Genomic DNA, 12,695 nt, shown 5'->3' with positions numbered 1-12,695 from the left:
TCTATGAATCGCTGAAACGCTCTAGAAATGGCCGGCCCTGTAGCGCGTCACGCCAGGCAGAACCGGTACGAAGGCTTGCAGGACGTTGCTTCCGATCGGTGGCGTGCGCCGGCCTTCGCCATCAATTGAACGATGCGAGGCTACCGCTCAGCCAACTCTGTTCGCGCCGATGTCTGCGCGGCAACTTCCATCCATCGAGGCAGTGCTGGCGGAGTCCGACTTCGTCTCGCTGCATTGTCCAGGCGGAGCCGAAAACAAGGCATCTGATTGACGGAGCAAGGCTCTCAATCATGAAGCCGACCGCCTTCCTCATCAATCTGGCGCGCGGAGATATGATCGACGAGACATCCACGCGCTCGACAAGGGGGTGTGATTGCTGGAGCGGGGCTCGACGTCTAGGCCGGAGCCGGTGCCGGCCGTAGCGCGGCTCATGCCGCGCGAAGGCCCAATCCAACAGTGCGTCGACCTGACCGATTGTACTAGAAGGAAAATAAAATTCATGATATGAATGGAGATCCTGGTGCGGATCTGGTCGATAGGGGATCAATGCCGAAAGGTGGTCGAAGCAGGAAAGTGGTCGGCCAGCGTAGGGATTGCAAGGGAGAGGGCGCAAGCGCCGAAGGCCGGGAACGCGCATGACTGCCGCCGAGTCTAGGATCAGCGCCAATGTGTCGGGACTTAGGTGGAGTCAATGCCCGAAAAGAGCAGATTCAGGATCTTGATTGGAGAGCGCAACCCGCTCGTGGTCGCTGCCCTTGGGGATATGATCTCGCGGGATGACCGCTTCGATCTCGTTGGTAGCGTCCAGGCCGGTGAGGCTTTTCTCCGGGCGGCGTCAGCCTCAACTCCTCAGTTCGACCTCGCCGTGCTCGGGTGGAAATTGTCGGATATGGACGCCGGCGCTGTCATGACGGAGATGCAGCGGCGCAGCCTGCATGCGCGCCTCGTGATCTTTTCCAACGATCACGACATCGCCATCCTCAAGCAGTGCGTGCGCCTTGGCGTCCAGGGGTTCTGCTACCAGTTCGACGACCCAGCGATCCTCTTCGACACCTTGGTCGCGGTCGCCAATGGCCGGATTTGCGTCCCCTACCTGGACGTCTCGAAAATCAACGACACGCCGATGTCGCGGCTGACGATACGGGAACGCGAACTGCTTTCGGTGCTGGCCGACGGCTGGACGAATCTGCAGATCGCCACCCGGACCGGAATCTCAGAGAACACAGTCAAATACCACCTGAGGAACCTCTACGACAAACTTGACGTCCGCAACCGGGCTATGGCTGTGGCGCTCTACGCCGGCGAGAAAAATCGAGGCCGCGTTTGAACTCGCCGTGAGGGTTTTGCCATGGCCTGCATTGCTGCCCTTGGCAATCCTTTATGCGGGACAGCCGTGACGGCCTGGTAGCTACTCGGTCCTCGCGCTATTCACAGCCGTCCGGGCGGCTTTGAAGCAATCCGTGACAGCTGGCCCCTCTCCACGGAAAGTCCGGGTGCTGCGGTTCGTCCGTTCGTGTCAGGGATAAGCGGGAAGGGCGCCAGGGTCTACCCGCGCAGCAAATAGGGGCATCGCAAGCCTTGCTGCGTCTGCATAAAGCATCCGTCCTGAGGCGCGAACCAGATCCCTGCCGATGATCGCTTCCAGAACACCTTGTGTTCTAAGCGGCATCAGATCGGTGCAGTCGCTCATTCTGACGAAAACGCTGCTGATCGGTATGGCAACGCCATGGATCGGAACGAGCGGCTCTTCGTCTTTCTCGCTCCATTCCTCGAGCGCCTCGAGCGCTTCGTGAAAAGCGTTCTGCAGGGTGATCGGGGCATGCCCTTCAAAGAGATCTGGAAACACCTTGTGCATATCCATATCCAAGTCCCTCCCGAGGTCCCCTATGAAACACGCTGAGCTAGCGCGGTTATGGATATGAACCGCAGTCTCAATTGTGTTGCTTTTTCCTTTAAGGCAACATGTTTGCATAACAGTTAAATGACGTCCTGAGCCAAAACGCGCTGGACCAATGTTGGCAAGATCGTGATTCATGCCTGGTTCGACGCCCAGGTCGGCTCTGCGGATCATCATCCGGTCGGTGCCCCGACCCACCCAAACGAACGGCAAATCTACCCGTCCGGGCGTTTTCAAGAAGGCGGAAAGTCTATCTGCTTCCAGATGGAGAATCCCGAGATATCCGCCTCATTCGGCAAGCTCGGGACAACGCTTGGAAGAATGGGTGCCGTTTTGAACGACAGCAGACCACTCAGCTGTCACGAGGACGTCAGGAGCCTGCTTTTCAGGCTCCTGACGACCGTCGTCAGCGCACGGGAACCCGGGCTGGGGGATGTTCTGACCGGACGTGCAAGCCTCGACACCCTCACCGACGTTCAGCGCATTCCGGCCCTGCAGGCGACAGGGATATGGTTTCAGCTTGTCGCGATCGCGAACGAACTGCTGGCAATGCGTTCACGCCGCGAGCTTGAGCAGATGGGCGGCGCGGACGAAGTGATCGGCTCTTTCGCCAACGTCATCGGCGAAATAAAAGCCGCCGGTTACCCGGCCGAGGAGATCCAGACCGCCCTCGACACACTGAGTGTCGGTCCAACCATGACCGCCCACCCGACCGAGGCAAAGCGAGTCACAGTTCTCGAAATCCACCGACGCATCTATCGCAAGCTCACTGACCTCGAACAGCAGCGGTGGGCGCCGCGCGAGCATCAACAATTGATCGACGATCTCAGGAGCGAGATCGAGCTGCTGTGGATGTCGGGTGAGTTGCGGCTTGAACGCCCCTCGGTCGAAAGTGAGATTGCTTGGGGCCTGCATTTTTTCCGCGAGGTGATCTTCGAGGCGACTCCGAAGATCTATGATGCCGTCGAGGAAGCGCTCGCCTGTCATTACCCGAAATACGATCTCAAAGTGCCATCCTTCATGCGCTACGCGTCGTGGATCGGCGGCGACCGTGACGGCAATCCGAATGTGACTGCAAGCACTACCGCTTGTGCGCTCAAGGAATCGCGCCAGGCGATTATCGGCTGGTACATCCAGCAGGTTCGCCGACTGGTCACGGTGCTAAGCGTCAGCGCCAATGTCGTCGACATCCCGGAAGACTTCAACAAGGCGCTGGCCCAGGCGCTGCATCGGAGCGGCGCGGCTCGCGAGATTGCGGCGCGCAATCCGGGAGAGCCGCTGCGGCAGTTCGCGGCCGCGATGCTGGATCGCTTGCGGGCCATGCTCGGCGAGACCGCGGCCAAGCCGTATGCCCGCCCGGAGTTGTTCAAGACCGACCTGCGCCACCTCGAAACGGTGCTTGCCAAATTGGGTGGCAATCTCGTCGCGCGGCGCTTCGTCCGCCCCTTGCGGCAGCAGGTCGAAACCTTCGGCTTCCGCACGGTCGCATTGGACATTCGCCAGAACTCGACGGTCGTCAATCGAGTGCTGGCCGAGCTTTTCAGGCTCACAGATGGGGATCAGGCGCCCGCGCCCGATACGCCACAATGGAGCCTGCGCATTCGTAGTGCGCTCAGTACTGGCGAGCGGCTTGGGATCGACCGGGGCGCTCTCTCCGCGGAGGCGCGCGAGCTTCTTGACCTGTTCGACGTCATTCGCGGGGCCGCGTCTGGACTGAACGGCGGTGCTGTGGGCGCCTTCATCCTGAGTATGACACGCTCTTGCGATGACTTGCTTGCCGTCTATCTGCTCGGCCAGTTTTGCGGCATGGCCACCGTGCTCGACGGCAGCGGCACAATCGGACTGCGTGTCGTGCCACTTTTCGAGACCATTGCCGACCTGCGTGCCGCCCCCGACATTTTAGATCGGCTGCTGGCCGTCTCGATCGTGCGCCGTTCGTTGAGCGACTTCTCCAACCGACAGGAAGTCATGCTGGGATATTCCGACTCGAACAAGGATGGCGGGTTCCTCGCTTCGAACTGGGAGTTGAACAAGACGCAAAGACGTATCCACGCCCTGGGCCAGAAGCGGAAGATCAAGATCAGCTTTTTCCATGGCCGTGGCGGTTCGGTCAGCCGGGGCGGTGCGCCGACGGGCCGCGCGATTGCCGCCCAGCCCGCCGGCACGGTCGGCGGAGCCATGCGCGTGACGGAGCAGGGCGAGGTGGTGTCGTCGAAATTCGCCAATCGTGGCACGGGGCGTTACCAGCTCGAAATCTTCGCCGCGAGCGTTTTTGCCCACAGCGTCAAATCGGCCAACGAACCCGAGCTCAGGGACATCCCCGAGTTCAACGAGGCTCTGGAGGCGTTGACCGGCATGTCGCAGGCGTCCTATTGGAGCCTTATCAACGAGCCGGGTTTTATCGACTATTTCCATCAGGCGAGTCCTGTGGAGGAACTGTCGCTGCTCAAGATCGGATCGCGTCCGGCCCGCCGCTTCGGGGCCCGCGACATTTCCGACCTGCGCGCCATCCCCTGGGTTTTCGCGTGGAGCCAAAACCGGCATCTGCTGACCAATTGGTACGGCATCGGCAGCGCGCTCAATTCCTTCCTCAATGTTCGCGGCAACGCCGGATTGGAATTGCTCAGGCAGATGTTCGAGCGCTCGCGCTTCTTCCGTCTCATCGTCGACGAGGTCGACAAGGGAATTTACCAGACCGACATGGAAATCGGCCGGCTCTATGCCGGTCTGGTCCAAGATCGCGAGGTGGGTGAACGGATCTACCGCAAGATCGCCACCGAATATCTGCTGACCCGAAAGATGATCGCCGAGGTCCATGGCGGCCTGAAGGTCTCGCAGCGTTTCCCCACTTTCAAGCAGCACTTCGATCGCATCAGGCCGCAGATGGACGGCATACACCGATTGCAGGTGCAGCTCTTGCGCGAGGTCCGCGCACAGGACGGCTCCACCGCAAAACCAAAGCGTGCGGTCAACGCGCTTTTGCTTTCGATCAACTGCATTTCAACCGGTCTTGGCTGGACTGGGTGAGTAGCAATCTTGACGCAAGCGTCACGTCGCAAGGGAGGAGCTTATGAACATATCGACCAAGCTTGGCACCGGTGCCTCAGGCCGTTTCTTCCGCGCCGGCGTGGCCACTACAGATCATGCCGTCAGCGACTCCATGAAGCGCGAACTCATACGCCAGCGCGACGAGATCGAGCTGATCGCTTCCGAAAATATCGTCTCCAAGGCGGTGCTCGAGGCACAAGGTTCGGTGCTGACCAACAAATATGCAGAGGGCTATCCGGGCCGCCGGTACTACGGCGGCTGCCAATTCGTGGACGAGGTCGAGGATCTGGCGCGCGAGCGCGCCAAGACATTGTTTGGCTGCTCGTTCGCCAACGTCCAGCCGAACTCCGGCAGCCAGGCCAACCAATCGGTTTTCATGGCGCTGATGCAGCCTGGTGATACCTTTCTGGGTCTCAACCTCGCTGCCGGCGGACATCTCACCCACGGCGCGCGGGTCAACCAATCCGGCAAGTGGTTCAATGTCGTTTCCTACGGGGTTCGCCCCGATACTCATCGCATCGACCTCGATGAGGTGCGCGATCTGGCACGCAAGCATCGGCCCAAGGTGATCCTTGCGGGCGGCTCCGCCTATCCGCGCATTATCGATTTCAGTGCCTTTCGCGAGATCGCCGACGAAGTCGACGCCAAGCTGTTCGTGGACATGGCGCATTTTGCCGGCCTGGTTGCCGGTGGCGTCCATCCCAACCCCCTTGAGCACGCCCACGTGGTGACTACAACCACCCATAAGACCCTTCGCGGCCCGCGTGGCGGCATGGTGCTATCCAACGATGACGAGATCGGCAAGAAGATCAACTCGGCGGTGTTCCCCGGCCTCCAAGGGGGACCGCTAATGCACGTAATCGCCGCAAAGGCAGTCGCTTTCGGCGAGGCGCTGGCGCCCGAATTCAAGGTCTATGCGGCAAACGTTGTGGCCAATGCCAAGGTCCTTTCCGAGACCCTCGCTCAGGGGGGCGTTGATATCGTCTCGGGCGGTACCGACACGCATTTGATGTTGGTCGACTTGCGGCGCAAACGATTGACTGGCAAGTCTGTTGAGGCCGCACTCGGTCGCGCTCACATCACCTGCAACAAGAATGGCATCCCATTCGACCCGCAGGGCCCGATGGTGACGTCGGGCATCCGCCTAGGCAGCCCGGCCTGCACCACACGCGGCTTGCTCGCGGAAGAATTCCGTCAGGTCGGACGCCTGACGATGAGCGTGATCGATGGGTTGGCTGCCAATGGCGAGGCCGGCAACGCCGCAATCGAGGCGGCCGTGCGCGAGGAAGTGCACGACCTGGTCAGCCAATTCCCGATCTACGACTGATTCGTGGAACGATTCAGCTTGATAGAACTGGTGGTAAAGAAATTGCTTCCCAAGCAATTCCGGGACGGAAAGCCACTCGTCGGTTCTTGGACGGCGAAGCAGGTACTGCTTTGCGCACGGAGTAATCCCGCAAGACGATCCGGATTTAGTCCAGCCTAGCGCAGCTCAGTGTTTGGCAGAATCGCCGATTCGCCCCAATTGTCTATTTTGCGCAACACCGGACGGAAGTCGTCAAACCAATTTCCTGGAATTGCCGGACGTTCGATCGCTCCTGATTGGCGGAACTGCGTAGGAAGACCGATTGTCAGGCGTGGAAGTTCGCCGAGATGCCGGCTAGTGCGTCTCAGCGATTCATAGAATCGCCGAACTGCTCTAAGTATTTGTTTTTACGCAATTTCGGACGGAAGATCGCTACACACTTTTCCTGGAATTGCTCTAGCGAGCTATCGTCGATCGGACGACGGCTTGAATTTCCACCCAGGCAACCCGAGTGGCAAGGCTTCCGGCGGTCGCGTTCCGCGATCGAAAAATGCGTTCGCCCCGCGATCTGGTTTGAGGTGTCTCGAACGCGTCCGCGCGGATGCAAACCCCAAATCCGGGTTAGATCTGTTCAGGAACATCTCTGCCTTACCGACGCCATCCACTATCTGCACCGCGTCACTTGACAGGAAATTAACTTTGCCGGATATTCCTGCTGGGAAATTAATTTTCCCATACGAAAAAGCGCAACGAAGCCGAAAATGGCCGTCCGGAGGAGAACAATGGAAGCAACAATCAATAGTCGAGCTGGCGAATTCAGCCTCAATCAGCGCATCGACAAAATGCACGCTCGCGACCGCGCAGGCCTGTTGGCGTTCGTTGTCGTTCTATGGGGCACACTTTTGTTCGCGCTGTTCAGCGTCTGGCCATTCATTTCAATCCCCGCCATGCGCGTTATCCTGTCGGTCGCATGCGCTTTGGTGCTGGTTTTCAACACCGCGGCCATAGTCGCCATGCTGCGCCATTACGCCGAAGACAAACACTTCATCTACGGACTTGACATCAAGCATCTCGACGAGATGCGCAGGCGTCGGGGCTAAGGAGCTAGCAAATGGCATATCAACCTCCCAAACAGGGCCTCGCCGGTCAGGTCTTCGACGTCATTACCCTGCTCGTGCTGACCGTGGGCGCTCTCTATTTGCCGCTTTACCTGGGCTTTGCCGGGGCAGCCAAAACGCCCAACCCGATCGCCAACCCGACCTGGGAAGCGCTCGGTCAGAATCCGACCGAGGCCAAGCAATGGGCGGCGATTGGAATTACCGACCCGGCTGCCGCGAACGACATCATCACCGCGCGCTTCGATTACAGCTTCAACTGGCTCCCGCTGATCGTCATGGCGGTGCTGGTCATTGGCTATTTTGTTTTGGTCGTGCGGCTTTCCGACAGGGAATACCGCGAAGTGATCGAGGAACGCTTCGATCCAAAGCGGCGATAGGGAGCCAATCATGGATATCTGGAACATTCTCGAATACGTCGCCTGGGCCCTGTCAGCCATGTTCGGTGCGCTGATGCTCATCAACCTCATTCGCATCGACACCACCTACGACAACGAGTTGCTGACCTCATCCCGCGAAGGCGAGATCGAGGTGACGGCCGAGCGCCACCAAATCTGAGGGGACGGAAATGGCAAACGTGACTGCAACCGCACCCGCAACCGAGCGGCTTCAGCTCCTGCGCGTGCTCGGCCCCGCCCATATCTGGGCTCTCGGCGTCGGCATCGTGCTGGTCGGGGAATATATGGGCTGGAACTTCTCTGTCGGCAAAGGCGGCATGATCGCAGGACTTGCCGCCTGCTGGGTGGCAGGCCTGCTCTACACATGCGTGGCGATGATCGATTCCGAAGTGACGTCAACCATTGCCGCCGCTGGCGGCCAGTACGCTCAAGCCAAGCACATCGTCGGGCCGTTGATGGCCTTCAATGTCGGCCTGTTCCTGGTCATGGCCTACACCATGCTCGAGGCGGCCAACGCGATCACCGTCGGCTATCTGCTCGACACGGTCGCGGGGATGATGGGCCATACCGGCCTCAACCAGAAGCCGTTCATCATCCTTTCCATCATGTTCCTGGCATGGCTCAACTTCCGCGGTGTCTTGGCCACACTGACCTTCAATCTGGTCATCACCGCCATTGCCTTCCTGGCAATCATTGCGCTGTTCGTATCGGTGCAACTGGGCGCCTCAGCCGTGGCGATGGACTTTTCGGCGATCACCTCGGCCCCGCTGCCCTACGGCTGGATCGGCATCGTCGCGGCGTTGCACTTCGGCTTGTGGTACTATCTCGGCATCGAAGGAACCTGCCAGGCCGCCGAAGAAGTGCGATCGCCAGCGCGTTCGCTACCCTACGGGACTATGGCCGGCATCATGACGCTGCTAATCGCCGCGACCATGACCTGGTATGTCTGTTCCGGCCTCCTGCCTTGGGAATATCTCGGCCAGGCCGGCACGCCGCTCTTTGACGCCGCGCGCGTCACGGGCAACGTCGGCTTGATGGTCCTTCTCTTCGTAGGCACGATGTTTTCGACGCTCGCCTCGGCCAACGGATGCATCAACGACGCCTCGCGCGCCTGGTTCTCGATGGGCCGCGACCGCTACCTGCCGAGTTGGTTCGGCGCGGTGCACCCAGTCTATCGCACGCCATACCGATCGATCGTGTTCCTGGTTCCCATCGCGCTCATTTTCGCGCTTGGCGCGCCGCTCGACCAGGTCGTGACCTTCTCGATCCTCTCGGGCTTGCTCGGCTACACCTTCATGACCTTCAATATGGTCATGTTCCGGCGCAAATGGCCGCTCGAAACGATTAAGCGCGGCTATGTGCATCCGCTCCACCCGCTGCCGACGATCGTCCTGCTGACGCTGTGCGCCGCCGCGTACTTCGCTGTGTTCCTTGGCTACGGCACGCAGCTCAGCGCGATGATGTGCTTCTACATCGTGGCATCGCTCTGGTTCCATTTCCGGCGCTATCGGTTCGTGCGTCGGGGTGACCAGTTCACCATGCCCTGGCCGAAGCCGCGCGGTTACTGAACCTGTCAGACGTGGCGGCCCGCTCTTGCGCCGCCACGTCCTCATCAAGGCGATCTCGATGATCATCACCATCACTCTTTCCGTTTTCATCGCTGCTGCTGGCGCCTGGATAGGCAAGCGCGCGATCAGCGACCATCGTGCCTCCCTCGCGAAACGCAGGGGGCTTCTTGACGAGGCGGCGAGGTCTTTCCCCGATGCGCGGATCAGCTTCGCCCCCGATCACTTTCCCATTCTTGTCAGCCGCCTTGAGGACGGCAGGCAGGTGCGGATCGAACTCCTTGCCGACACAATGGTCACACGTCGACTGCCGCAGCTCTGGCTCCGGGTGACACTCAGCGAAGTCAACGAACGCAACAGGCCAGCGATTGGCGTGCTCGCCCGCCCGACCGGTGCTGAATATTATTCGCTTGTCCATGACTTGCCTGAATGGATGGCGCCACCAGAGATGGACGCATCAGTGTTGATGCGGGGCGATGGTCGCGCCACTGCCTGCCAGGTTGAGCGCGCCATAGCGATCTTCCGTAACCTCTTTGCCGATTCCGCCGTTAAGGAAGCCGTCATTTCGCCGCGCGGCACCCGGGTCATCCGCCAGGCCGCCCAAGGCGAGCGCGGCGCACACCTATTGCTGCGGCAGATCCGCTTTGCCGTCACCACGATTTCCGCAGATCTCGTCAGCAAGGCAGTCGCGGAGGCGCAGTCCCTGAGCGAGGCGCTGGCCGCGGGCGGCGCCATCACCGCTACCCACGAAGCCGCCTGAGGTCGCCGATGGCTAAACCAATAAATCCTTACCTGGTCCTCGCCATGGCGATCCTCTGCCCCGGTGGCGGTCATTTTGCCGTACGCGATCCAAGGCGCGGGCTGGCGTTCGCTTTCTTCGTGCTTTTCTTTTCAGTGATCAGCTATATGACGACAACCCCGGATCAATCGTTCATCGGGCGACATGCGTTCGGGTTGTTCGTGTGGGCACTGTCGATCCCAGATGCCTATCGTCGGGCTCGGGTCCTTGCGACGGCCGCGGCAAGCGGGAGGCATCAAAGCCGTCTCGCTTGAGCGACGAGATTGCGAGATACCCCGAATGGCGCGAGGGCCGCGGCGTAGAACGGCATGCACAAAGGCGTGTCTGCTTTGCGCCTCAATCTCGGCCGCTGCAGTAAGCTCTGGCGTTTCCATTGCTAGTGACCTCGAGGAGGCCAATCGCGATCGATTCGTTTCGTTAGGCTTCTCGGCTGAAGCGATCGATACTGAAATCATCGAGCGGCGTTTCGCAATGGCCGGTCGTGATGAGTTCGGCCATGGCGTCGCCCACGCCCGGTCCGAGCTGGAAGCCGTGCCCGCAGAAGCCGAAGGCATGAAACAGGCCTGGCGTCGTTGCCGATTGCCCGATCACCGGCAGCATATCCCGCACATAGCCTTCGCAGCCTGACCAGGTGCGGATGACCGCGGCCTGCGCGATTGCCGGCAGGAGCCGCGCGACGGCGCGCAATTGCACCGGAAGGCGCGCGGGATCGGCCTTCGCATGGCCCGGATCCAGGTTCACCGACACTCTTTCGGCTGCGCCGCCGAAGACGATGTTGCCCCGCTCGACCTGACGCAGATAGGCGCCATAGTCCTTGTCGCGCGTCCAGATGCCGACCACCGGCAGGATCCGATGCGGCAGCGGCTCGGTGACGCCCATCTGCGGGCCGCGGGCGTCAAGCGGAACCGCCTCGCCAAACTGCGCCGCGATGCGCGCGCCCCAGGCGCCGGCGGTGTTGAGCAGGCACTCGGCGGCGAACGCGCCTTTTGAGCTGGCGACAAGAAAGCCGCCACCCGTGTGGCTGATCCTCTCGACCTCGGCATCCTCGATGATTTCCGCGCCGAGCTTGCGGGCGGCTTCGGCGAAGGCCGGCGCGATCAGCCGCGGATTGCCGCTGCCGTCATGCGGCGAGAACGACGCGGCAATCGCATCCGGGCCGAGGCCGGGAAAGCGGGCATGGATCTCGCGCGGGGTGAGTTCCTCCAGCTCAAGCCCCCAAGGCCGCGCGGCTTGAGCATAGGCCCGCATGTCCGCGAGGCCCCCCTCATCGAAGATCAGCCGGATGTGGCCGGTGGCGCGGAATTCCACGTCGCGGCCAAGCATCTTTTCCGCCTCGCCCCACAGGCTGAGCGAGCGATGGGCAAGCGGAAGCTGGGAGATATGCCGCCCGGTGCGCCGGATGTTGCCAAAGGAGGCGACGGTCGCCCCACTGCCGACCCGGTGGCGCTCGATCAGCGTCACGCGCGCGCCGCGCCTGGCGAGGAAATAGGCCGAAGCCGTCCCCATCAGGCCGCCGCCCAATACGATCACATCCATGGCGGCCCCTTGCGAACAGCACCCGAAGTTTGATCGATCTTGTCGCCGCCGCGGCATTGCGTCAAAGATGGGTTTGAACGACAGCCATAAGCTTTACCTATGGAGTGGCAATGCGGGCCCGGCAGCTCGAAGTGTTCATCGCCGTCATGCGCGCAGGCACCGTGACCGCCGCGGCGCGGATGCTGAACATCTCGCAGCCCGCGCTCAGCCAGGTGCTGCTGCACACCGAGGATGAGCTCGGCTTCACCTTGTTCGAGCGCGTCAAGGGCCGGCTGCGGCCGACGCCCGAGGCGCTCGAGATCTTCGCCGATGCCGAGCGGCTGTCGGCGGGGCTGGAGGGCCTTCGCCGCAAGACCACCGACCTGCGTCTCGGCCGTACTGGACTGGTTCGGGTGGCGGCCTCGCCGCCGCCGGCCATGGCGATATTGCCGCGCGCATTCACCAGCTTCCGGGCGCAGCATCCCGACATATTGCTGCGTTCCCATATGGCGCCAATCGCCGCGATCGTCGACATGTTGCGTGCGGGAGATGCTAGCCTCGGCGTCGCCATGGACGACCGCCTGCCTCCCGATGTCGAGGCGGAAGTGATCGGCAGCGTCGGCTTCGCATGTCTTCTGCCCGCCGGGCATGCGCTGGCCATGAAGACCGAATTGACGCTCGCCGATCTCGCCGGCGAGGAGCTGATATCCTATCGCGGAAATACCCGCCCTGCCGACGAACTGGCCCACGCGGGCCGCGCGCAAGGTGTGGCCCTTTCACCATCGCTCGAGATCGACGTGTCGATCTCCGCCGTCGGCTTCGTCCAGGCCGGTTTGGGCATCGCGCTGGTCGACGCGCTGCTGCCTTGGCGCCAATTTGCCGGGCTTGCCGTCAGGCCGCTGGCGGCGGGACCGGAATTCCCGATCGCGCTGCTCACCTCGCGTACACGGGCGCTTGCGCGGGCCGATGAGATGATGCGCGACCACATCCGTACCGCCTGTTCCGCTGTCCTGGCCGGCGACAAAGCAAAGGCATAAGCAGGACTTATATGC

General features: G+C 61.3%; 12 protein-coding genes and 1 pseudogene. 11 read left to right on the top strand and 2 right to left on the bottom strand.

All coding sequences use genetic code 11. The features are described from left to right. Nucleotides 1–175 precede the first annotated feature (175 nt). Together EN874_RS27630 and EN874_RS27625 are read left to right on the top strand one after the other, a co-directional pair. Nucleotides 176–396: pseudogene (locus EN874_RS27630) on the top strand (NAD(P)-dependent oxidoreductase); the annotation flags it as partial. Nucleotides 397–691: 295 nt separating this feature from the next. After that, nucleotides 692–1,327 (top strand): response regulator transcription factor, encoded by a 636-nt coding sequence (locus tag EN874_RS27625; RefSeq protein ID WP_127428381.1) that lies wholly within the window; start codon nucleotides 692–694, stop codon nucleotides 1,325–1,327. Between the two features lie 189 nt (nucleotides 1,328–1,516). On the opposite strand, the gene EN874_RS27620 is transcribed toward EN874_RS27625, so the two are convergent. Next, nucleotides 1,517–1,861, bottom strand: a complete 345-nt coding sequence (locus tag EN874_RS27620; protein WP_127428382.1) for a hypothetical protein — start codon at nucleotides 1,859–1,861, stop codon at nucleotides 1,517–1,519. A 165-nt stretch (nucleotides 1,862–2,026) separates the two neighbouring features. Here EN874_RS27620 and EN874_RS27615 point away from each other — a divergent pair, with 165 nt between their 5' ends. The 8 genes from EN874_RS27615 to EN874_RS34560 all read left to right on the top strand — a co-directional run bounded on the left by EN874_RS27615 (nucleotide 2,027) and on the right by EN874_RS34560 (nucleotide 10,382). Continuing rightward, nucleotides 2,027–4,924 carry a phosphoenolpyruvate carboxylase gene (locus EN874_RS27615; RefSeq protein ID WP_245513708.1) on the top strand — a complete coding sequence of 966 codons (2,898 nt, stop codon included), beginning with the start codon at nucleotides 2,027–2,029 and terminating at the stop codon, nucleotides 4,922–4,924. Between the two features lie 43 nt (nucleotides 4,925–4,967). Next, a complete protein-coding gene (gene glyA, locus EN874_RS27610) occupies nucleotides 4,968–6,272 on the top strand; it encodes a serine hydroxymethyltransferase (protein WP_127428383.1) in 1,305 nt (434 codons plus the stop codon). Between the two features lie 761 nt (nucleotides 6,273–7,033). Then, nucleotides 7,034–7,351: a hypothetical protein gene (locus EN874_RS27600; protein ID WP_126085515.1), complete on the top strand. Its 318-nt coding sequence runs from the start codon at nucleotides 7,034–7,036 to the stop codon at nucleotides 7,349–7,351. Nucleotides 7,352–7,362: 11 nt separating this feature from the next. Then, entirely contained in the window at nucleotides 7,363–7,746 is a 384-nt protein-coding gene (locus tag EN874_RS27595) for a hypothetical protein (RefSeq protein ID WP_126085514.1), read from the top strand. Between the two features lie 10 nt (nucleotides 7,747–7,756). Beyond that, a complete protein-coding gene (locus EN874_RS27590; RefSeq protein ID WP_168247624.1) occupies nucleotides 7,757–7,924 on the top strand; it encodes a hypothetical protein in 168 nt (55 codons plus the stop codon). Nucleotides 7,925–7,934: 10 nt separating this feature from the next. Beyond that, nucleotides 7,935–9,332 carry an amino acid permease gene (locus tag EN874_RS27585; RefSeq protein WP_126085513.1) on the top strand — a complete coding sequence of 466 codons (1,398 nt, stop codon included), beginning with the start codon at nucleotides 7,935–7,937 and terminating at the stop codon, nucleotides 9,330–9,332. A 58-nt stretch (nucleotides 9,333–9,390) separates the two neighbouring features. After that, nucleotides 9,391–10,089, top strand: a complete 699-nt coding sequence (locus EN874_RS27580; protein ID WP_127428385.1) for a hypothetical protein — start codon at nucleotides 9,391–9,393, stop codon at nucleotides 10,087–10,089. Nucleotides 10,090–10,097: 8 nt separating this feature from the next. After that, a complete protein-coding gene (locus EN874_RS34560; protein ID WP_127428386.1) occupies nucleotides 10,098–10,382 on the top strand; it encodes a hypothetical protein in 285 nt (94 codons plus the stop codon). 163 nt (nucleotides 10,383–10,545) lie between these two features. Here EN874_RS34560 and EN874_RS27570 read toward each other — a convergent pair whose 3' ends face one another. Next, nucleotides 10,546–11,664, bottom strand: coding sequence for an FAD-binding oxidoreductase (locus EN874_RS27570; protein WP_127428387.1), 1,119 nt, complete (start codon nucleotides 11,662–11,664; stop codon nucleotides 10,546–10,548). Between the two features lie 110 nt (nucleotides 11,665–11,774). On the opposite strand from EN874_RS27570, the gene EN874_RS27565 reads away from it, so the two are divergent. Next, nucleotides 11,775–12,680 (top strand): LysR family transcriptional regulator, encoded by a 906-nt coding sequence (locus tag EN874_RS27565; protein WP_127428388.1) that lies wholly within the window; start codon nucleotides 11,775–11,777, stop codon nucleotides 12,678–12,680. Nucleotides 12,681–12,695: the final 15 nt, after the last annotated feature.

Origin of the sequence: Mesorhizobium sp. M1D.F.Ca.ET.231.01.1.1, assembly GCF_003999155.2 — a bacterium.
Lineage (GTDB): Bacteria > Pseudomonadota > Alphaproteobacteria > Rhizobiales > Rhizobiaceae > Mesorhizobium.
This window is presented reverse-complemented; position numbering and strand designations above follow the sequence as displayed.

What these genes read in the sequence shown, in the direction of transcription:
- EN874_RS27590 (WP_168247624.1), top strand. Translation starts at nt 7,757, where the DNA reads ATGGATATCTGGAACATTCTCGAATACGTCGCCTGGGCCCTGTCAGCC.
- EN874_RS27585 (WP_126085513.1), top strand. Translation starts at nt 7,935, where the DNA reads ATGGCAAACGTGACTGCAACCGCACCCGCAACCGAGCGGCTTCAGCTC.
- EN874_RS34560 (WP_127428386.1), top strand. Translation starts at nt 10,098, where the DNA reads ATGGCTAAACCAATAAATCCTTACCTGGTCCTCGCCATGGCGATCCTC.
- EN874_RS27580 (WP_127428385.1), top strand. Translation starts at nt 9,391, where the DNA reads ATGATCATCACCATCACTCTTTCCGTTTTCATCGCTGCTGCTGGCGCC.
- EN874_RS27620 (WP_127428382.1), bottom strand. Translation starts at nt 1,861, where the DNA reads ATGGATATGCACAAGGTGTTTCCAGATCTCTTTGAAGGGCATGCCCCG.
- EN874_RS27565 (WP_127428388.1), top strand. Translation starts at nt 11,775, where the DNA reads ATGCGGGCCCGGCAGCTCGAAGTGTTCATCGCCGTCATGCGCGCAGGC.
- EN874_RS27570 (WP_127428387.1), bottom strand. Translation starts at nt 11,664, where the DNA reads ATGGATGTGATCGTATTGGGCGGCGGCCTGATGGGGACGGCTTCGGCC.
- EN874_RS27595 (WP_126085514.1), top strand. Translation starts at nt 7,363, where the DNA reads ATGGCATATCAACCTCCCAAACAGGGCCTCGCCGGTCAGGTCTTCGAC.
- EN874_RS27600 (WP_126085515.1), top strand. Translation starts at nt 7,034, where the DNA reads ATGGAAGCAACAATCAATAGTCGAGCTGGCGAATTCAGCCTCAATCAG.
- EN874_RS27625 (WP_127428381.1), top strand. Translation starts at nt 692, where the DNA reads ATGCCCGAAAAGAGCAGATTCAGGATCTTGATTGGAGAGCGCAACCCG.
- glyA (WP_127428383.1), top strand. Translation starts at nt 4,968, where the DNA reads ATGAACATATCGACCAAGCTTGGCACCGGTGCCTCAGGCCGTTTCTTC.